Here is an 18,843-nt window from a genome sequence, read left to right as displayed (position 1 = left end):
ATGACAAAACAAGCTTTGCTTGAAGTCAGCAATCTGGTCCGGGAATTCCCTGCTGGCGAAAGCACGATACAAATTTTAAAAGGCATTGACCTTACTATTTATGAAGGTGAACTTGTTGCCATTGTCGGTCAGTCCGGTTCTGGTAAATCAACACTCATGAATATTTTAGGCTGTCTGGACCGCCCAACGAGTGGTAGCTATAAAGTTAATGGCCAAGAAACAGGTAAACTTGAACCCGACCAGTTAGCGCAGTTACGCCGTGAATATTTTGGTTTTATTTTCCAGCGCTATCATTTACTCGGTGACTTATCTGCCGAAGGTAACGTTGAAGTCCCAGCTGTTTATGCAGGTGTTACACCGTCTGATCGTAAACAGCGTGCAACAGCCCTACTCACTGAATTAGGCTTAGGGACTAAAACACAAAACCGACCAAGCCAGCTTTCAGGTGGTCAACAGCAACGTGTTTCAATTGCACGTGCCCTCATGAATGGTGGTGATGTAATCTTGGCCGATGAGCCAACGGGTGCGCTCGATTCACATAGTGGTGTTGAGGTCATGCGAATTTTGCGTGAACTTAATGCCGCTGGTCATACCATTATTTTGGTTACACACGATATGCAAGTTGCAAAAAATGCAACGCGTATTATTGAAATTAGTGACGGGGAAATTATTAGTGACCGTCCTAATGCTCCAGACCAATCTACAGAAGAAGTTCAATCTGACCCAGATGCAGCCCCTGCTCTACAAAACAAGCAGAAAAAAGGTAAAAGTATTTCGGCTTGGCGCTCAACTTTAGACCGCTTATCTGAAGCTTTCCAAATGGCTTTACTGTCCATGAATGCCCACCGTATGCGTACCTTCCTCACCATGTTAGGTATTATTATCGGGATTGCTTCCGTGGTAACGGTTGTCGCACTGGGTAATGGCTCGCAAAAGCAGATTTTAGAAAATATTAGCGGCCTCGGTACCAATACCATTACAGTTTTTCAGGGTAAAGGTTTTGGTGACAACTCTAAAACAGCCAGTTTTAAAACTTTGGTTCCTGCAGATGCTGATGCATTAATGACCCAGCCTTATGTAAGTGCGGTCAGTCCAATGGTCAGTACATCAAAAACAATGCGTTATCAGCAAAATGAAGCAAACGCGACTATTAACGGTGTGAGCAACGATTATTTTGATGTAAAGGGTTTGGTTTTTAAAGATGGACAAACCTTTGATCAGCGTAGTGTACGTGACCGTTCACAAGATGTTGTGATTGATACCAATACACAAAAGCAGTTCTTTAGTGATGGTACCAACCCAATTGGGCAAGTGGTTTTACTCGGTAGTGTACCGGCTCGTATTATCGGTATTGTAGAGCCTCAAACTAGCGGTATGGGTTCAGATGACACACTCAATGTATATATGCCCTATACCACAGTCATGAGCCGCATGTTGGGACAAGCCAATGTCCGTAATATTGTGGTTCGTATTAATGATCAATACTCAACCAGTGCAGCCGAAAATGCGATTGTTAACTTACTCACACAAAGACATGGTGCTCAAGATATTTTCACCATGAACAGTGACAGTATCCGTCAAACCATTGAGAAAACAACCAGCACCATGACACTTCTAGTTTCAGCAATTGCTGTCATTTCTCTTGTAGTTGGTGGTATCGGTGTAATGAATATTATGTTGGTTTCGGTGACTGAACGTACACAAGAAATTGGGGTACGTATGGCTGTCGGCGCTCGACAAAGTGATATTTTGCAGCAGTTCCTAATCGAAGCAATTTTAGTGTGTTTAATTGGTGGTGTACTCGGCGTATTGCTTTCGCTGGGTTTAGGGCAGCTCATTAACAAAGTAGCCGCAGGTAATTTCGCAGTAGCATATTCTACGACTTCGATTGTAGCTGCATTTGTTTGCTCAACATTAATTGGAGTCGTATTCGGTTTCTTGCCTGCCAAAAATGCCGCAAAACTCGATCCTGTTGCAGCACTATCACGAGAATAAGGAAAATTGCATGTCTTTTTCAATGACTAAACTTAGCGCAGCACTTCTCCTCACCAGTTCTCTTGTGGGATGTGCAGCAATCGTTAAAACACCTTACCAAGCGCCTTCTGTACAGGTTCCGGGTAACTTCCAATACGATGCAACTAAAACAAAAACAGCATCAGTCGAGCAATATTCTGACCGTTGGTGGACGCTTTTTAACGATGCTCAGCTCAACCAGCTTGTAAGTAACGTGTTACAACGCAATAGCGATTTGGCTGTTGCAGGAATCACTTTAAAGCAAGCTCGTTTAAAAGCTGATTTAACTGCAAATCAACAAGGCTTGCGTACCAGTTCAAGTGTTTCTACAGGCCATACTTTTGATTTAAATTCAGGTGATGACAGCTCTAAAGGCTTATCAATGAGTGCGGGTGTAAGCTATGAGCTTGATTTGTTTGGCAAGCTTGCTCGTCAAACCGAAGCGAGCAAATGGGAAGCCTTGGCAACTGAACAAGACTTACAAGCGACTGGGCAAAGCCTGATTGCTACTACAGCGAAACTCTACTGGCAACTCGGCTATTTAAATGAACGTTATGCAACTGCGCAGCAAAGCTTAGCCACTTCACAAAAGCTTTATCAGTTGGTTCAAACCCAATATAAAGCTGGCGCAGTTTCAGGCTTAGACCTCACGCAAGCCGAACAGTCTGTTCAAAGCCAAAAAGCAAGTTTAAGTCAAATTGAACAACAGCTGGTTGAAACCCGTACAGCCATTGCAGTGTTATTGCATGAACCTGTACAGCAGCTCAACATTCAAGAACCACAACGTTTACCACGTACTGCACTCCCTGCTATTGGTGCTGGTTTACCAGCGGATATTCTGTCACGTCGTCCAGACTTGCAAGCAGCCGAGCTTCGCTTACGAGAAACTCTAGCAACCAAAGATGCAACAAAAGCAAGCTACTATCCATCAATTAGCTTAACCAGTAGTTTAGGTTCAAGTAGCACGTCGTTAACGGAGTTATTACGTAACCCTGCCCTCACACTTGGGGCGAGTTTAAGCTTACCGTTTTTGCAATATAACGATATGAAAAAAAATATTGCGATTAGCGACCTAGACTATGAAAAAGCGATTATTCAATATCGCCAAACGCTTTATCAAGCTTTTGCTGATGTAGAAAATGCATTATCAAGTCGTACTGAACTCGACAAACAAGTAGAGTTTCAAGCACGTAATCTTGAACTTGCAGAAAAAACCGAACGTTTAACTGAAGTGCGTTATCGTTATGGTGCTGTTGCATTAAAAACACTTCTCGATGCTCAGCAAACTACACGTACTGCGCGCTTGAGTCTTGTTGAAACCAAGCAAAGCCAATACAACGCTTATGTTACCCTTATGCAGGCATTAGGTGGTTCGCCGGTAAAAGAGTTGCCGCAATAACTTGCGCCCACTAAAAAAGCCGTAGTCCTTCAACTACGGCTTTTTTTATGTCTGAATAAATTTTAAAACTTATTCATCATCCATCATAGATTGGCTCATACCTACAGTATTGAAACCACCATCTACATATAGAATTTCACCAGTAATACCTGAAGCCCAAGGTGAGCATAGGAATAACGCGGCATTACCTACTTCTTCAATCGTTACGTTACGCTTTAATGGTGCAACTTTTTCGTTAGCATCTAACATTTTACGGAAAGATTTAATACCAGAAGCAGCTAAAGTACGGATTGGACCAGCAGAAATCGCGTTTACACGGATACCATCAACACCTAAGCTTGATGCCAAGTAACGAACACCAGCTTCTAAAGATGCTTTCGCCATACCCATTACGTTGTAGTTAGGCATAACGCGCTCAGAACCTTGGTAAGTCAAAGTTAATAAACAACCTTGGCGAGCTTGTAATAAAGGTTTTGCAGCACGTGCCATTGCAACAAAGCTGTATGCGCTAATGTCATGAGCAATTTTAAAACCGTCACGGTCAGTCACGTCAGTGAAGTCACCGTCAAGTGTGTGTGCAGGAGCAAAGCCGATTGAGTGCACAACACCGTCTAGGCCATCCCAATGTTTTGCAAGTTCCGCAAATGCATTATCAATTTCAGCATCAACAGCAACATCACATGGAAACACAAGCTTAGAACCGAATTGCTCAGCAAACTCATCTACACGTTTTTTTAATTTTTCGTTCGGATAAGTAAATGCAAGCTCAGCACCTTCACGGTGTAATGCTTGGGCAATACCAAAAGCAATTGATAATTTACTAGCAACGCCTGCAATCAAAAAGCGCTTACCTGCTAAAAGTCCTTGTGTCATGCCGATCTCACTCAAAACAATTTTCAGCATAATGCCAATATTCAGCAGTTTTCGAAATTGCATAATGCATCTTTTTTCAAAAATCGCACGAAAAAAAATCGCCCCTATAGCGGAGCGACTTTTTATGATCTAAATTTTAGTCATCAGACAATAAGCCAATTAGACGTAAGAACGAGATATACATCCAGACTAAAGTTGCAAGCAACGCAATACCACACAACCATTCCATGAATTTTGGAGCACGGTATGCCGCATTGGTTTCAATTAAATCAAAATCTAAAATTAGGTTAAGTGAGGCAATAACTGCAACGAATGCGGCAAAACCAATTCCTAACCAGTTACTTTCAAAAATATAAGGAACGCTTGAGCCAAACGCTAAGCGCATCACCATCTGCACGATAAATACAATAAAGATCGCTAAAGATGCAGAGATCACAACTGATTTGAACTTTTCAGTAGCGCGTATAATTTGAAACTTATATAAGCCAAACATCACTAAAGTGGTTACGAAGGTTGCCAATAAAGCTTGAAGAGGAACGCCCGGATATTTCAACTGGAAAGTAAACGAAATACCACCTAGAAACGCCCCTTCAAATAAGGCATACGGAATTGCCAATGTTGGCGCAGTTGTTGGTTTAAACGTTGTAATTAAAGCTAAAACCAAGCCACCAATTGCACCCACAATTGATGCTGCGTAAGCAATACCAACATTTGCAGTAAAGGCTGCATAGAAAAATAAAGCGACACCCACTGCGGCAGCAATGATGGTCAACATCACAGATTTTTGAATCGCACCTTGCACGGTCATCGGTTGACTATAGTCACTGACCGTTTCAACGCGAGTCAGTATCGGGTTATTACTTTGCATAAATGCTCTCTTTTTATAATAAATAAACTTAAAACATCATTTTAAGCAAAATGAATATGAAAGCCAAATTAGCCCTTGGCATTATTGTAACAATGTCCTTTAAACAATAAAAAAGGGAGCTTTAGCCCCCTTTTCATTTTTACTTGAACAACGTCATTAATCTTTACCATCAGTATTCATAATGAAAAAGTATTCACGGTAATATTTAAGTTCAGAAATTGAGTCACGAATATCATCCATTGCCAAATGCGATGCATTCTTTTTCAGGCCGCTCATAATTTCAGGGCGCCAGCGTTTTGAGAGTTCTTTGATCGTAGATACATCAAGATTACGATAGTGGAAATACTGCTCAAGCTCAGGCATTAAACGATGTAAGAAACGGCGATCCTGACAAATCGAGTTACCACACATTGGTGAAATTTTTGGATTGACCCATTTTTTTAGGAATTCTAAAGTCTGTAACTCAGCATCACGGGCCGTCAACTTACTACGACGAACTCGTTCAATTAAACCTGACTGGCCATGCTGGCGAGTGTTCCACTCATCCATTGCATTTAAAATACGATCAGGTTGATGAATAGCCAAAACCGGACCTTCGGCAAGTACATTTAAATGATCATCTGTAATAATTGTTGCGATTTCAATAATCTGGTCGTTGTCGGTATCTAAACCGGTCATTTCCAGATCAATCCAAATTAATCGTGTATTTAAAGTACTGCTCATGTATGTACGTTCTAAAATGCCGTAAAAACATCAATAGTAGCAAATTTCTTGCTTCTGCGCTGTAATTCCATACCAGCTTCGTGCTATTTTTGCGGTCTTCAAACAATGGTTTTTTTGGGATATGAATGGCTCTAATTCGTAAGCGTCGTTTAACTGAGCAACAGCAACGTCGTATTGAAAAACAGCATAAAACTCGCCAAGAAGAAGTCGATACTTCACAAGATCTAGATGGGCTGGTTGTACAGCACTATGGCCGTCAACTTGAAGTACAGGCACTTTCTGTACCCGAGCATCACCCAGAAAAACCTCAAGTTGCCGAAGGCGAACCAGAACCATTTTGGAAACCGATTGAGCTCAAAAGCGTATGGCGCTGTCACACCCGTACAAATCTTGAATTACTGGTCACGGGTGACCGAGTGAAGTGGCAAGCAGACCCTAACACAGGCTTAGGAATTATTACTGCAATTCACCCACGTACTTCACTGCTTACTCGTCCAGATCGCTATCACAAAGTAAAACCTGTGGCAGCCAATATCAGTTTAATCGTTATTGTTTTTGCTCCACTTCCAGAACCAGCACCTACTTTGATTGACCGCTACTTAGTGGCATGTGCAGATGCAAATATTCCTGCTCTTTTAGTGTTGAATAAATCAGATTTACTCACTGAAAACGATCCGATTCTCGACATGCTCAAAGAGTATGAAGATTTAGGTTATGAAAGCATGATTTGTCATTCTAAAGGCGATATTTCAGCATTGTCTCAACGACTTGATGGTGAAACCGTTGCTTTTGTTGGTCAGTCAGGTGTTGGTAAAAGCTCGCTTATTAATGTGCTTATTCCAGATGCTGAGCAGAAAACCAATATCATTTCTGAAAACTCTGCACTTGGCCAACACACCACGACTTCTACGCGCTTAATCAACTTTGGTAAAAATGGTGCCTTAATTGATTCGCCGGGAATTCGTGAGTTTGGGCTTTGGCATCTCGATTTAGAAAAAATTCGTATGGGTTTTCCTGAAATTGAAGCACATTTAGGCTCATGTCAGTTCCGCAATTGCACGCATACTCATGAAAAGAACTGTGGCTTAAAACAGGCTGTTGAAGCAGGTGAAATTTTGCCACGACGTTTAGATAGCTTCTTACGTTTAATCGATGAGATTCAAGAAGCGCAGCAAAAAAACTAATTTTCTACCCCTTTTGCCCTTGAAGTGGTGATTTTGATCACCATCTATATACGCTATACTCTAGGTCAATTTTGTTTTTAATTTTTTTAGGTGACTTGTGGAACGCTGGTTAGAGTTTATGGGGAATCACCCCATTTTGTTTGGTACACTCGGAGTCTTGATCGTATTGTTCTTCATTTTTGAAGGTCAACGTAACGGTCGTAAAATTTCTCCACAGTCGCTTGGTATTTTAGTGAAAGCGAAGAATGCTATTTTAATTGACTTACGCGATAGCAAAGACTTCCGCGAAGGTCACATTAGTGGTAGCCGCAATATTCCTTATAGCCAAATTGCAAGTCATGCTGATGAATTAAAAGCAAGTGACCGTCCATTGGTATTTATTTGCAACCTAGGGCAAGTTGCTGGTAGCGCTTTACAAAAAGTCGCTCACCATGATAGCTATCGCCTCGATGGTGGTATCAGTAACTGGAAAGCTCAAGGCTTACCCCTCGTTAAAAGCAAACCAAAAGCTTAAGGAGAATTGTTATGGCAGCAAATGTCATTGTTTACTCAACTTCTGTATGCCCATATTGCGTTCGCGCGAAACAATTACTTGAGCGTAAAGGTGTTGCTTATAAAGAAGTAAATCTTTCTGTTGAAGCACCAGAAGTACGTGTTGAATTAATGCAACGTACCAATCACCGTACTGTTCCACAAATTTTTATTAATGATCAGTTTATCGGTGGTTTTGACCAACTTTATGCTTTAGAGCGTGAAGGTAAACTCGACGAATTATTGGCTTAACCTCGCATCCATATTAAGGAAAAAACAATGAGCGAAGAACAACAAGTTCAACCACAATTAGCTTTAGAGCGTATTTATACAAAAGATATTTCTTTTGAGGTTCCAGGGGCACAAGTTTTTACTAAACAATGGCAACCTGAACTTAACATCAATCTTTCTTCTGCTGCAGAAAAGATTGACCCAACTCACTTTGAAGTATCTTTAAAAGTTGTGGTTGAAGCCAATAATGACAATGAAACAGCGTTCATCGTAGATGTAACTCAATCTGGTATTTTCTTAATCGATAACATCGAAGAAGATCGCTTACCTTACATTTTGGGTGCATACTGCCCGAACATTTTGTTCCCGTTCTTACGTGAAGCTGTAAATGACTTAGTCACTAAAGGTAGCTTCCCTCAATTACTTCTTACTCCTATCAATTTTGATGCAGAGTTCGAAGCAAATATGGAACGTGCTCAAGCTGCTGCCGTTGAAGGTCAAGCTTAATTTATAGCTTGCTCTAAACAAAAAAAACCGCGTAATTCGCGGTTTTTTTATATCTACTATTTTGTTTGTTAGCCATCAAGCGAATGAAGCTGAATAGAAGGAAACTGAAACCCACGGCAAGACTGCTCGGAACGCCATGCGACCGTTAAAATCATGTTACCTAAGATAAAGTTTTGATAAGCAAACGTTCCAATAAGTTCATGCGAACATAATCCACCATGATTGGTAGGATGCGCTTGAGTATTTAAAGTATTTAAATCCAAACGTATACCAAGGCCTGAAGCTTTTAAAACAGCTTCTTTAGTAGTCCAAACTTTAAACCAAAACTCTCTATCTTGTTCTAGAGTTTGCCATGTTGCATATTCATCAGCGTGAAAGGCATGTTGTGCCAGACTATCTAAACGTACTTTACGATCAAGTTCTTCAACATCTATACCAATATCTTTAACATGTTCACTTAACGCCAAAGCATAATATTGTTGGCTATGTGAATGGTTAAAATGCAAAGTATGATCCAATAAATAAGGTTTGCCATACTCATGTTTTGCAAATTGCAAATCTGTTGGATTTACATTTAGCTTTTGAGCTAATAGCTTATTTTTAATATGTTGTATCTGCTGCTTTTTATAATCGTTAAATGTACGAAAGTCGGGAAAGTCTTTTTGTTGTTGTTTTAAAAATGTATCTAGCTTCCCTGTATAGACTTCAATATTTTTGTCAATCATTTTTTAAATCCATTCTATCTGGGAGTAAAGCTAATATAAAAGTAACAATAACTTATTAAACCATATAATAAAAAGCCCAAAGAAGACTTTGGGCTTTTTTACATTCATACAAATTAACGGTTAAATTTCTTTTCCGCTTTCTTGAATTTCTGAATATAACGACGACGACGAGCTGCTGTACGCTCATCAACCTGACTCTTACGACCTTCAAACGGGTTTTCAGAAGTTTTAAAGTCAATACGAACTGGCGTACCTTCAAGTTTATATACTTTACGGAACACGTTCTCTAAGTAACGGCGGTAGTCCGCAGGTGTTTTATCAACCTTGTTACCATGAATCACAATAGTCGGTGGGTTTTGTCCGCCCATGTGCGCATAACGCATTTTAATACGTTTTCCACTAATCATTGGTGGTTGGTGAGCTTCTGTTGCATCACTCAAAATTTGAGTTAATTTCGCTGGTGATACTTTTAAGTTCGCAGACTCATAGGCACGATGGATAGAAGGATATAAATCACCTACCCCTGTTCCATGCAGTGCAGAAATTAAATGAATTTTTGCCCAAGGAATAAAGTCAAAACGACGCTCAACATCAAGCTTACATTGCTTGCGATCGTATTCAGACATGTTATCCCATTTGTTAATGGCGATTACCATGGCACGACCAGCTTCAAGCGCATAGCCAATTAAATGTAAGTCTTGCTCAACAATACCTTCACGTGCATCGACCACAACAACCACAACGTGTGCATCTTTCATTGCCTGTAAAGTTTTAACAATTGAGAACTTCTCAATCATTTCATCAACTTTACCTTTACGACGCACACCCGCTGTATCAATTAAGGTGTATTTACGGCCTTCACGCTCAAACGGAATATAAATAGAGTCACGAGTTGTACCCGGTTGGTCAAATGCGACTACACGGTCTTCACCAAGTAAGCGGTTTACCAGCGTTGATTTACCTACGTTTGGACGACCAATAATGGCTAAACGTAAGCCAGTGTCTTTGTCATGTTCATCTGGGTTTTCATCTTCTGGAACTTCCGCAAGTACATCTTCCAGCATTTGCTGAACGCCACGACCATGACTTGCTGCAACTTGTAATGGTTCGCCCATACCAAGTTTATAAAACTCAACTAAAGCAGCTTCAGCATGTACGCCATCTACCTTGTTCGCAACAAGATAAATTTTCTTACCTAAAGTACGAAGTTCACGAGCAATTTGCTCATCAGAAGCTAACAAACCGGCACGCGCATCAACTACAAAAATAATAATATCTGCTTCGTTGATGGCTGTTTTTGACTGCTCGGCCATGTAGTTATCGATACCGCCTTCACTTTCACCGATACCGCCAGTATCAACAACAATGAAAGACTTATTTTGATAAGTCGCATCACCATATTTACGGTCACGAGTCAGACCCGCGAAGTCGGCTACAAGTGCATCACGACTCTTGGTAATCTGGTTAAATAACGTTGATTTTCCGACATTCGGACGACCAATGAGCGCAATAACGGGTTTCATACAATAACCTTAATCAAGACCAGCCATATCTCATGGCATGAGCATTAGAAACAATACAGGAGATATATTTTAAGGTCAGATATGACCATAATAAAAGACGGGGCTTTGAACTGATTTAATTCAAACACCCCGATATTTTTAACAGCGTAATTTGTTAAGCGGCTATTTTAGCACAAGCGAACAAAATTAACGATTCTGCCAAATACTTAAATCGCCTTTTTGGGTCGAAACGTAGAGTTGATTCTCAATAACACGTAATGTATTGACCTCACCACTCGTTTTAGAACGTCCCACCAATTTACCTGTTGTCGGGTCAATAAGATGTAAAACACCATCCAAATCACCGACTATTAAATTTTGGCCTAATACAACAGGATTACTTAAATGACGATTCAACAAGCTGTCATTTTGCCAAAGCTGCTCACCTGTCGTTAAATCATAAGCAGTCAGCTTGCCATCAGTTGACGAAACAAATACTTTATTGTCATAAACTTCTGGACGTTTGGTACTGCTTGAATCTTCACTCCAAACTACACGTTGAGAAGCCAAATCAGTCACTGTGACTTGCCCTTGGAAGCTTGTTGTCACCATAAGCTGGCCTGCAACAACTGGATCACCATCAATATCGATCAGGCGTTGAATATCAGAACGACCTTCACTTACCGCAACACGACGTTGGAAACGTGGAATACCGCTAATGATATCAATTGCATAAACATAAGCATTTGCTGAAGCAATTAAAACAGTACGTGAATCAAGGCTCACTGGCGATGGCTGACCGCGCAAACTAAACTGAACGTTTGGCAATTTGTATGCCCAGACTTGTTGTCCTGATGATGCATCATGTGCAAAAACAGTACCATCATTTGCAATCGTAATCACACGTCCAGACTGAACTAAAGAAGGACTTAATAATGCACCAGATAATTGTGCAGTCCATTTTTGTTCACCTGTTGCTTGATCTAAAGCAAATAGCTGACCTTTGCTGTTACCCACAACAACAATACCTTCAGCCGCTTCAACACCAGAGCTTAAGCCCAATTTACTTACTTTTTTCTCCCAAAGACGTTGTTTGCCACGATATGCTGCAACTTCACCTTTAGGATCAAGTGTAAAGACAACGCCTTCATTAGCATCAAGTTGTAAACGTAATGGATCTGCCTTATTCGTAGAAGAAACACTGCGTGAAAACACCGGTACTAGAGCCTTTGTCGACTCAGTCAATTTCGGTAGTGGATTTGGTTTTGCTTCTTTTACTTTGTTGCTAGAACATCCCACCAATACAGCTGATGCGATTGCAATTGCCAAAGGCAGTTTGAATTTCTGATTCATTAAGACTCTTCCACCTGTGTTTCCAAAATTGGGCGCTCAATCTGTGGATCTTCAACTAAAACGCCAACACTTTCGAGTTTAATTTGTAAAATTTGTCGCTCTTGTTTACGTTCCAGTAACGAATCCCATGCAGCTTGATACGCTTTTTTAGCAGAATCAATATCTTTCTTCGCAACAAAGATATCACCACGTAACTCTTCTACTGTTGCTTTAAATGCCGGATCGACATTACCAGACAAAGTTTTTAGAGCTTCATCATATTTGTTTTGCGCCAATTGTGCATCTGCTAAACGCAATTTTACAACCTGAATCAGTCCTTCATCTTTTACTTTTGAGTTTTCAACTTTTTTCAAAGCTTTTTCAGCAGCCGCATAATCTTGTTTTTCATATGCAAGCTTTGCCAATACAAATTGAGTTTGTATCGCCTGAACTGAATCAATATCGTCTTTTACAAGTTTATCTGCCGAAGCTGTTATTGAAGCTAAAGCATTTGGATTATCGGCTGTTGCATTTGCCTCATCCATTAACTGCTGTACTTTTGCAGTTTCAGTCTGACTCGTTGCAAGATTTCTTTTTTGCCAATATTCCCACCCAAAAAAGGCAATCAATGCAATGAGAATCCCGCTAATCATGGCAGAACCATATTTTTTGGCGAACGACTTTAAGCTGTCGAATTGTTCTTCATCACTTAAGCTCATGTGATTGTCCTTTTCCAGATGTTTCAGTTTATTTTGTAAATTTTTCAATTAAGAATGGTACGAGTTCAGCTAGTGCAACTTGTGTCTGCTCAGCTGTTGCTAACTCTTTGATCGCAAGCTGCTGTGCTTCCCATTCACGCTCACCTAAAATCATGGCGTAAACAGCCCCAGCCTGATCAGCTTTTTTCATCTGACTCTTCATGCTGCCTTGTGAACCCGTTTTAATACGAATATTGCTATTCGCTGCTTCTAGCTGATCGCGTAATTGCTCTGCCAAAACCAATGCTTTAGCTTGGTAAGCAGGCTCTGCAACCAAGAATGCTTCACAATCACGTACAGTTTCAGGTTGTTCAACTTGTTCAATCAGAAGCAGTAAGCGCTCCATTCCCATGCCAAAACCTACAGCAGGTACAGATTGGTCTGCCTTACCTTTTAGCTGACCAACCAAGCCATCATAGCGACCGCCACCACACACTGTACCTTGCGACCCAAGTGCTGTTGTTGTCCATTCAAAAACAGTTTTATTGTAGTAATCTAAACCACGAACCAATTTTTGATTAATTACAAATTTAACGCCAGCAGCAGTCAAATAATCTTGTAATTGTTGGAAGTGGTTTAGACTATCTTCTTTTAAAAAGTCATTTAATTTCGGCGCATTTTCCAAAATTTTCTGAGTAGATTCAATTTTAGAATCTAAAATACGTAATGGGTTTGTCGTTAAACGGCGCTGTGAATCTTCATCCAAAGCATCTTTATGCTCATTTAAGAACGCAACCAAAGCATTACGATATTCTGTACGTTCATCTTTTTCGCCCAACGTGTTCAACTCAAGCTGAACCATATGATCAACGCCCATACGTTTCCATAAACGAGCTGTCATCAAGATAACTTCAGCTTCAATATCAGGAGTTGCCACACCAAAAGTTTCAACACCAAACTGGTGGAACTGACGGTAACGGCCTTTTTGTGGTTTTTCATAACGGAACATAGGTCCCATATACCACACACGCGGCGTAGCACCACGCAATAAGTTATGTTCAACCAACGCACGTACACAACCCGCTGTCCCTTCTGGACGCAAAGTTAATGATTCAGGTGGGTTTCCTTTATCGAAGAATGTGTACATTTCTTTTTCAACGATATCGGTTGCATCACCAATAGCACGTTTAAACAGTCCCGTTTGTTCAACGATCGGCAAACGAATTTGTTGGTAACCATAAGCATCCATTAACGATGCTAAATGCTGCTCGAGACGTCTCCACGCTGATGTTTGCGTTGGTAAGACGTCATTAAAACCTTTGATTGCGACTATTGAACTCATGATGAACTACGAATAATTTCTTTAGATTTAGCTTCTTCAAGCTCTTGAACACGTTGACGAACCATTGTTTCGATTTCATCAACCAATTGATCGGTATCGATTAAATGGCTTTTCTCACCATTACGATAAACCAGTGAGCGAGGCGCAGCCCCAACAACCCCGATATCCGCTTCTTTTGCTTCACCCGGGCCATTTACCTTACAACCAATCACTGACACATCCATTGGCGTACGGATATCTTCTAAACGCTCTTCTAAGGCTTGCATCACCTGAATCACGTTAAATTCTTGACGAGAACAACTTGGACAAGCAATAAAGTTAATCCCGTTAGAACGTAGACCAAGCGATTTTAAGATATCAAAACCAATCTTAATTTCGTCTTCAGGTTCAGCAGCAAGCGAAATACGCATGGTATCGCCAATGCCTTCCATCAATAACCCGCCAAGAGCAATCGCTGATTTCACAGTACCTGTACGGTAAATACCAGCCTCGGTTACACCTAAGTGCAATGGATTATCAATTTGTTGAGAAAGCAAACGATAAGCATCCATGGTCAAAAATACATTTGATGCTTTTACGCTGACTTTAAACTCATGGAAATCTAGACGGTCTAAAATATCAATATGACGTAAAGCTGACTCAAGCAGTGCCTGCCCTGTAGGTTCGCCATATTTTTTCTGTAAATCTTTTTCTAGAGAACCCGCATTCACACCAATACGCATAGAAATGCCGTGATGACGTGCAGCAGCAACAACTTCACGAACTTTCTGGTCTGAACCGATATTACCTGGATTAATACGCAAACAGTCTGCACCATAGTCTGCAACTGCCAAAGCAATTCTATGGTCAAAGTGAATATCAGCCACTAGTGGAACTGAAACACGTTTACGGATTGCACCAAAAGCCTCAGCTGCTTCCATAGAAGGAACTGAAACACGCATAATATCTGCACCTGCGTCAACACAACGCTCAATCTGAGCCACAGTTGCATCGACATCGCAAGTTTCGGTATTTGTCATACTTTGCACACTAATAGGTGCATCGCCACCGACATAGACCGAACCAACACGAATTTTACGTGTTGGTCGACGTTTAATTGGGTTCTCTATCATTGTATCGCTCAACTCATGGTATTAGCGGGATAAACGGAATTCAGCTTTACCGTTTACCGTATATGGAGACAATGAAATCTGTTCTTGGTTTAGACTTAATGACACAGCTGTTGCATCATCAAGACGAATCTGGAATGGAGACTCCCCATTTAAGGTTAAAGTCGATGCCTGACGACCTGTCGCTAAAACCTTACCTGTTGCATCTACAATATGAACAGAAGTTGGACGGTTAAAGTTTAACACCAATTGATCGCCCGCTGTTGCAGAGCCATTTCCTTTCATAGGTAAAACTTCAACATTAGACTGATTTGCTTTTGGCACTTCAGTCTCGCCTTTGTTTGAAGTCCATTTTTGAACGCCCATCACGATCAATGACACTACAGCAATAATCAAAATCGCAAGCAATGCACGCTTTAACCATTTTTTATTACGATCACTATTAGAACCCGGTAATTTACCCATGATTTTAATTGGTGAGTTGTTTAAAGCATGATTTGGCAAAAGGCCTGTATCATTTGCATAAATCTCATCAAAACGCTGAATAATTGCAGTTGCATCAGCATTTAAATATTTTGCATAAGAACGATAATAACCTTTGATAAAAGTTGCCTCTGGCAAAGATTTATAATCGTCTTGCTCTAACGCACTTAGCGTTTTCAGCGGCATATTTAAGTCTGAAGATACTTGCTCTAATTCTTTTTTCTGAGAAACACGAATTTGACGTAAATACTCACCAGGACGTTGAATATTTCCTAAAGCAGAAGTCGGTAAGCTTGAGCCAGTTGGCTGCTGTGAATTAGGATTTATTTCCATACGGCCTCAGTACTATACTGTAATTGCAAATAACGTTGATATTCTGGACTTTCCGGGAATAAAGCACGTAATTGATTTACTAAAACTTGCATTCCCATTTTATCCGCATTGGCTCGAGCCACTCTTAAACCAATCCAAAGTGCGCGAGCACCCTGATTTTTCTGCCCCACTGTACGAACATATTGCTCATACATTTGTGTAGCAGCCGGAATCTGCTGCTGCAAATAAAAAATTTCTGCTAACTCTAACATTGAAATGTAAGAGTCACGGTTAGCAAGGAGCGCTTGTTTGAATGTTTTTTCAGCACTCGCAATATCACCTAATTTTAAATAAATCCGCCCCAGATTTTCTAAGGCTTGGTAACGTTGGTCATAACCTAATGTTGCACCAGCAATACGGAACTGCTCGACGGCATCATTATAACGTTCCATCTGGTACAAATACGTACCATAATTATTACGCGCCTGAGCATTATCTGGCTCAGAAGAAATTGCACGTTTAAAATAATGTTCTGCTTTTTCTAAATTGGGTTTACTGCCTTCTTGTTGCAATAAAATACCCATCATCATATTTGCCGTTGCGTCACGACTCTCGATACTTAGAGCTTGGTCGAGGGAACGTTTTGCTGAGTCCAAGTCACCAGAACGAATGTATTCTGCAGCAAGCTGCGTACGCACCTTAACTGCTTTTTCCGGGTCCTTTTTTAGTGTTGGCGACGTCTGACAACCACTTGCCAGAAATGCAACTGCAACCCCCATACATAACATGATCTTTAACTTCGGAGTACTCAAAGTCTTCCCTCAACTTTATCCTTGTGTACGTAAAATCTCTTGACGCTGTGTCACTTTTTTCTGCCACTGTTCAGCACGGCGGGTTCTATCAGCTACTTGACCCACTAACTGTCCACATGCAGCGTCAATATCATCACCACGTGTTTGACGAATCGTACACACAAATCCGGCATCAGACAAAGTTTTTTGGAACGAGATAATACGATTTCGACTTGAGCGACCATATGGCGCGTGCGGGAATGGATTAAATGGAATCAAGTTAATTTTACTTGGTAAATTTTTTAATAATTTAATCATTTGCTGTGCATGTTCAGGCTGATCATTCACGCCCTCTAACATCACATATTCAATGGTCACATGTTTACGCGTACTTTCATTACCATCTTTGGCAATATAGCGCTGACATGCTGCAATCAACTGAGCCAATGGATATTTTTTATTAATTGGCACAAGTTCATTACGCAACTCATCGTTCGGCGCATGTAAAGAAATTGCTAATGCAACATCAATATCTTGTGCAAGTTGGTCAATTTTCGGTACCACACCTGAAGTTGATAAAGTCACACGACGTTTTGACATACCATAAGCAAAGTCATCAAGCATAATCTGCATTGAGCTTAATACGGCATCATAGTTGAGCAAAGGCTCACCCATACCCATCATCACGACATTGGTCACTGAACGCTCACGATCAGCAACAGGCACTTCTTCCATATAAGAATAGTTTGCCATCCACAGTTGCCCAATAATTTCATCTGGCGTTAAATCACGTTGGAAACCTTGCTTACCTGTTGAACAAAATGAGCAGTCCAATGCACAGCCTACTTGTGATGAAATACACAAAGTTTTGCGTAAGCCTGTTTTATCTTCCGCAGGAATTAACACAGTTTCAACTAAAGAACCTGCACCCTCACCTACGCGAAACACCCATTTACGTGTACCATCTTTTGAATAGTGACGGTGAACAACTTCAGGAGCTTTAATCTCACAAATTTGTTCAAGTTTTGCACGCAACTTTCCTGAAATATTCGTCATTTCAGCAAAATCAGTAACAAAGTACTGATGAATCCATTTCATGACCTGTCCGGCACGAAACTTTTTCTCACCAATATCTTCAAAGAATTTTTCTAATTGCGCGCGTGACATGCCGAGTAAATTCACTTTTTCGGCAGCAGGCGATGCTGGCGTGGACGAAGATTGCTGCTGTCCATCAAGATTTTCAGATGAAACGACCACTGCAGAACTCATGTGTATTTACCTAAACCATGTCAAAAACAGAAGATATTGTTCAAGAATCAGACAATATGCTCTTGAGAGAATAAAAAAACCAGATAAGTAGTATACCACTTATCTGGTTTGAATGCTTTCGATTAACGAGTGCGTGGGCAGATCTCGTTGTCAGCAAAGAAGTAAGCAATTTCACGCTCTGCAGAAGCAACTGAGTCAGAACCGTGAGCAGCATTTTCGTCGATGCTTACAGCGAAATCAGCACGGATAGTACCAGGAGCCGCTTCTTTAGGGTTTGTAGCACCTAAAATTTCACGGTGAGCAAGAACTGCGTTTTCGCCTTCAAGAACAGATACTACAACTGGACCAGAAGTCATGAATGCAACTAAGTCACCAAAGAAACCACGTTCTTTGTGCTCTGCATAGAAGCCTTCAGCATCAGCTTGAGAAAGGTGTTTCATTTTAGTCGCAACAATTTTTAAACCCGCTTTTTCGAAACGAGCAAAAATTTCACCGATGTGGTTTTTAGACACAGCATCAGGCTTTACGATAGACAAAGTACGTTCAATAGCCATGAGTGGCTCCTTTATTTTAAGATTTAAACTTTAAAAAATTTGCAGCATTATACCGATGTCATAGGTAATAATCAGCTTTGAATGTGTAAAAGTTGCGATTTTTTCTACTGTTTTTAGCGAACTTCGTCTATCCAAGCCATTTGGATACCTTCTAACAATCCTTCGGTTGATTTATTTGGGTCATCACTGAAGTCTGGTAATGCACATACCCATGCATGTAAATCGGTAAAACGGATCCATTGCGGATCAACTTCTGGATGTGCTTCTGACAATTCAATGGCAATATCAATCGTATCTGTCCAACGTAAGCCCATAGCGGCTCCTATCTGTTTAATCTGCTAAATCACGAACTGTGTACTTTAGCAAATACACAAACCTAATCGATAGCTTAAGCTGA

The 18,843-nt window shown here is 40.7% G+C and carries 20 protein-coding genes; 6 read left to right on the top strand and 14 right to left on the bottom strand.

Annotation, left to right across the window (positions count from 1 at the left end):
- Both MSG95_RS05060 and MSG95_RS05055 read left to right on the top strand, forming a co-directional pair.
- Positions 1 to 1,995: a MacB family efflux pump subunit gene (locus tag MSG95_RS05060; protein WP_077164473.1), complete on the top strand. Its 1,995-nt coding sequence runs from the start codon at positions 1 to 3 to the stop codon at positions 1,993 to 1,995.
- A gap of 22 nt (positions 1,996 to 2,017) precedes the next feature.
- Positions 2,018 to 3,412, top strand: a complete 1,395-nt coding sequence (locus MSG95_RS05055; RefSeq protein ID WP_077164503.1) for an efflux transporter outer membrane subunit — start codon at positions 2,018 to 2,020, stop codon at positions 3,410 to 3,412.
- Positions 3,413 to 3,481: 69 nt separating this feature from the next.
- On the opposite strand, the gene MSG95_RS05050 is transcribed toward MSG95_RS05055, so the two are convergent.
- From MSG95_RS05050 to orn, 3 genes are all read right to left on the bottom strand, one after another.
- Positions 3,482 to 4,285, bottom strand: coding sequence for an enoyl-ACP reductase FabI (locus MSG95_RS05050; RefSeq protein ID WP_004698737.1), 804 nt, complete (start codon positions 4,283 to 4,285; stop codon positions 3,482 to 3,484).
- A 136-nt stretch (positions 4,286 to 4,421) separates the two neighbouring features.
- Positions 4,422 to 5,153: a Bax inhibitor-1/YccA family membrane protein gene (locus MSG95_RS05045; RefSeq protein WP_077162741.1), complete on the bottom strand. Its 732-nt coding sequence runs from the start codon at positions 5,151 to 5,153 to the stop codon at positions 4,422 to 4,424.
- 156 nt (positions 5,154 to 5,309) lie between these two features.
- On the bottom strand, positions 5,310 to 5,876 hold the full coding sequence (orn, locus tag MSG95_RS05040; protein WP_004698740.1) for an oligoribonuclease: 567 nt from the start codon (positions 5,874 to 5,876) through the stop codon (positions 5,310 to 5,312).
- 125 nt (positions 5,877 to 6,001) lie between these two features.
- Between orn and rsgA the strand changes: the two genes are divergently transcribed.
- The 4 genes from rsgA (at position 6,002) to secB (ending at position 8,329) form a co-directional block, all read left to right on the top strand.
- The gene (gene rsgA / locus MSG95_RS05035) at positions 6,002 to 7,060 is read left to right on the top strand and encodes a ribosome small subunit-dependent GTPase A (RefSeq protein ID WP_077164474.1); all 1,059 of its coding nucleotides are present in this window, start codon (positions 6,002 to 6,004) and stop codon (positions 7,058 to 7,060) included.
- Between the two features lie 97 nt (positions 7,061 to 7,157).
- A complete protein-coding gene (locus MSG95_RS05030) occupies positions 7,158 to 7,574 on the top strand; it encodes a rhodanese-like domain-containing protein (RefSeq protein ID WP_004698745.1) in 417 nt (138 codons plus the stop codon).
- 11 nt (positions 7,575 to 7,585) lie between these two features.
- Positions 7,586 to 7,843, top strand: coding sequence for a glutaredoxin 3 (gene grxC, locus MSG95_RS05025; RefSeq protein WP_002114715.1), 258 nt, complete (start codon positions 7,586 to 7,588; stop codon positions 7,841 to 7,843).
- Positions 7,844 to 7,870: 27 nt separating this feature from the next.
- Positions 7,871 to 8,329, top strand: coding sequence for a protein-export chaperone SecB (gene secB / locus MSG95_RS05020; protein WP_004698753.1), 459 nt, complete (start codon positions 7,871 to 7,873; stop codon positions 8,327 to 8,329).
- 68 nt (positions 8,330 to 8,397) lie between these two features.
- Here the strand turns inward: secB and MSG95_RS05015 are convergent, their stop codons facing one another.
- The 11 genes from MSG95_RS05015 to iscX form a co-directional block, all read right to left on the bottom strand.
- Positions 8,398 to 9,054 (bottom strand): 4'-phosphopantetheinyl transferase family protein, encoded by a 657-nt coding sequence (locus MSG95_RS05015; protein ID WP_077164476.1) that lies wholly within the window; start codon positions 9,052 to 9,054, stop codon positions 8,398 to 8,400.
- A 113-nt stretch (positions 9,055 to 9,167) separates the two neighbouring features.
- Positions 9,168 to 10,577: a ribosome biogenesis GTPase Der gene (gene der / locus MSG95_RS05010; protein ID WP_019458083.1), complete on the bottom strand. Its 1,410-nt coding sequence runs from the start codon at positions 10,575 to 10,577 to the stop codon at positions 9,168 to 9,170.
- A gap of 186 nt (positions 10,578 to 10,763) precedes the next feature.
- Positions 10,764 to 11,909: an outer membrane protein assembly factor BamB gene (gene bamB, locus MSG95_RS05005; protein ID WP_077164477.1), complete on the bottom strand. Its 1,146-nt coding sequence runs from the start codon at positions 11,907 to 11,909 to the stop codon at positions 10,764 to 10,766.
- Positions 11,909 to 12,607, bottom strand: coding sequence for a YfgM family protein (locus MSG95_RS05000; protein ID WP_002053293.1), 699 nt, complete (start codon positions 12,605 to 12,607; stop codon positions 11,909 to 11,911). The genes bamB and MSG95_RS05000 overlap by 1 nt, the downstream gene beginning before the upstream one ends.
- A 28-nt stretch (positions 12,608 to 12,635) precedes the next feature.
- The gene (gene hisS / locus MSG95_RS04995) at positions 12,636 to 13,928 is read right to left on the bottom strand and encodes a histidine--tRNA ligase (protein ID WP_077164478.1); all 1,293 of its coding nucleotides are present in this window, start codon (positions 13,926 to 13,928) and stop codon (positions 12,636 to 12,638) included.
- Positions 13,925 to 15,040: a flavodoxin-dependent (E)-4-hydroxy-3-methylbut-2-enyl-diphosphate synthase gene (ispG, locus tag MSG95_RS04990; protein WP_004698760.1), complete on the bottom strand. Its 1,116-nt coding sequence runs from the start codon at positions 15,038 to 15,040 to the stop codon at positions 13,925 to 13,927. The genes hisS and ispG overlap by 4 nt, the downstream gene beginning before the upstream one ends.
- Positions 15,041 to 15,061: 21 nt before the next feature.
- The gene (locus MSG95_RS04985; protein ID WP_004698761.1) at positions 15,062 to 15,853 is read right to left on the bottom strand and encodes a helix-turn-helix domain-containing protein; all 792 of its coding nucleotides are present in this window, start codon (positions 15,851 to 15,853) and stop codon (positions 15,062 to 15,064) included.
- On the bottom strand, positions 15,844 to 16,644 hold the full coding sequence (gene pilW / locus MSG95_RS04980; protein ID WP_004698762.1) for a type IV pilus biogenesis/stability protein PilW: 801 nt from the start codon (positions 16,642 to 16,644) through the stop codon (positions 15,844 to 15,846). The genes MSG95_RS04985 and pilW overlap by 10 nt, the downstream gene beginning before the upstream one ends.
- Before the next feature lie 15 nt (positions 16,645 to 16,659).
- The gene (gene rlmN / locus MSG95_RS04975; protein ID WP_004698763.1) at positions 16,660 to 17,892 is read right to left on the bottom strand and encodes a 23S rRNA (adenine(2503)-C(2))-methyltransferase RlmN; all 1,233 of its coding nucleotides are present in this window, start codon (positions 17,890 to 17,892) and stop codon (positions 16,660 to 16,662) included.
- 122 nt (positions 17,893 to 18,014) lie between these two features.
- Positions 18,015 to 18,446: a nucleoside-diphosphate kinase gene (ndk, locus tag MSG95_RS04970; RefSeq protein WP_000963851.1), complete on the bottom strand. Its 432-nt coding sequence runs from the start codon at positions 18,444 to 18,446 to the stop codon at positions 18,015 to 18,017.
- 113 nt (positions 18,447 to 18,559) lie between these two features.
- Positions 18,560 to 18,760 (bottom strand): Fe-S cluster assembly protein IscX, encoded by a 201-nt coding sequence (iscX, locus tag MSG95_RS04965; RefSeq protein WP_004698764.1) that lies wholly within the window; start codon positions 18,758 to 18,760, stop codon positions 18,560 to 18,562.
- Between the last annotated feature and the right edge of the window lie 83 nt (positions 18,761 to 18,843).

This window comes from Acinetobacter sp. IK23 (genome assembly GCF_035615275.1).
Classification (GTDB): domain Bacteria; phylum Pseudomonadota; class Gammaproteobacteria; order Pseudomonadales; family Moraxellaceae; genus Acinetobacter; species Acinetobacter seifertii.
This window is presented reverse-complemented; position numbering and strand designations above follow the sequence as displayed.

Bases quoted from the DNA above. Each gene is read 5' to 3' on its own strand.
- ndk (WP_000963851.1), bottom strand. From the start codon at position 18,446: ATGGCTATTGAACGTACTTTGTCTATCGTAAAGCCTGATGCTGTGTCT.
- MSG95_RS05060 (WP_077164473.1), top strand. From the start codon at position 1: ATGACAAAACAAGCTTTGCTTGAAGTCAGCAATCTGGTCCGGGAATTC.
- rlmN (WP_004698763.1), bottom strand. From the start codon at position 17,892: ATGAGTTCTGCAGTGGTCGTTTCATCTGAAAATCTTGATGGACAGCAG.
- MSG95_RS04985 (WP_004698761.1), bottom strand. From the start codon at position 15,853: ATGGAAATAAATCCTAATTCACAGCAGCCAACTGGCTCAAGCTTACCG.
- iscX (WP_004698764.1), bottom strand. From the start codon at position 18,760: ATGGGCTTACGTTGGACAGATACGATTGATATTGCCATTGAATTGTCA.
- rsgA (WP_077164474.1), top strand. From the start codon at position 6,002: ATGGCTCTAATTCGTAAGCGTCGTTTAACTGAGCAACAGCAACGTCGT.
- secB (WP_004698753.1), top strand. From the start codon at position 7,871: ATGAGCGAAGAACAACAAGTTCAACCACAATTAGCTTTAGAGCGTATT.
- MSG95_RS05055 (WP_077164503.1), top strand. From the start codon at position 2,018: ATGACTAAACTTAGCGCAGCACTTCTCCTCACCAGTTCTCTTGTGGGA.
- ispG (WP_004698760.1), bottom strand. From the start codon at position 15,040: ATGATAGAGAACCCAATTAAACGTCGACCAACACGTAAAATTCGTGTT.
- hisS (WP_077164478.1), bottom strand. From the start codon at position 13,928: ATGAGTTCAATAGTCGCAATCAAAGGTTTTAATGACGTCTTACCAACG.
- MSG95_RS05015 (WP_077164476.1), bottom strand. From the start codon at position 9,054: ATGATTGACAAAAATATTGAAGTCTATACAGGGAAGCTAGATACATTT.
- orn (WP_004698740.1), bottom strand. From the start codon at position 5,876: ATGAGCAGTACTTTAAATACACGATTAATTTGGATTGATCTGGAAATG.
- MSG95_RS05045 (WP_077162741.1), bottom strand. From the start codon at position 5,153: ATGCAAAGTAATAACCCGATACTGACTCGCGTTGAAACGGTCAGTGAC.
- der (WP_019458083.1), bottom strand. From the start codon at position 10,577: ATGAAACCCGTTATTGCGCTCATTGGTCGTCCGAATGTCGGAAAATCA.
- MSG95_RS05050 (WP_004698737.1), bottom strand. From the start codon at position 4,285: ATGACACAAGGACTTTTAGCAGGTAAGCGCTTTTTGATTGCAGGCGTT.
- grxC (WP_002114715.1), top strand. From the start codon at position 7,586: ATGGCAGCAAATGTCATTGTTTACTCAACTTCTGTATGCCCATATTGC.
- MSG95_RS05000 (WP_002053293.1), bottom strand. From the start codon at position 12,607: ATGAGCTTAAGTGATGAAGAACAATTCGACAGCTTAAAGTCGTTCGCC.
- bamB (WP_077164477.1), bottom strand. From the start codon at position 11,909: ATGAATCAGAAATTCAAACTGCCTTTGGCAATTGCAATCGCATCAGCT.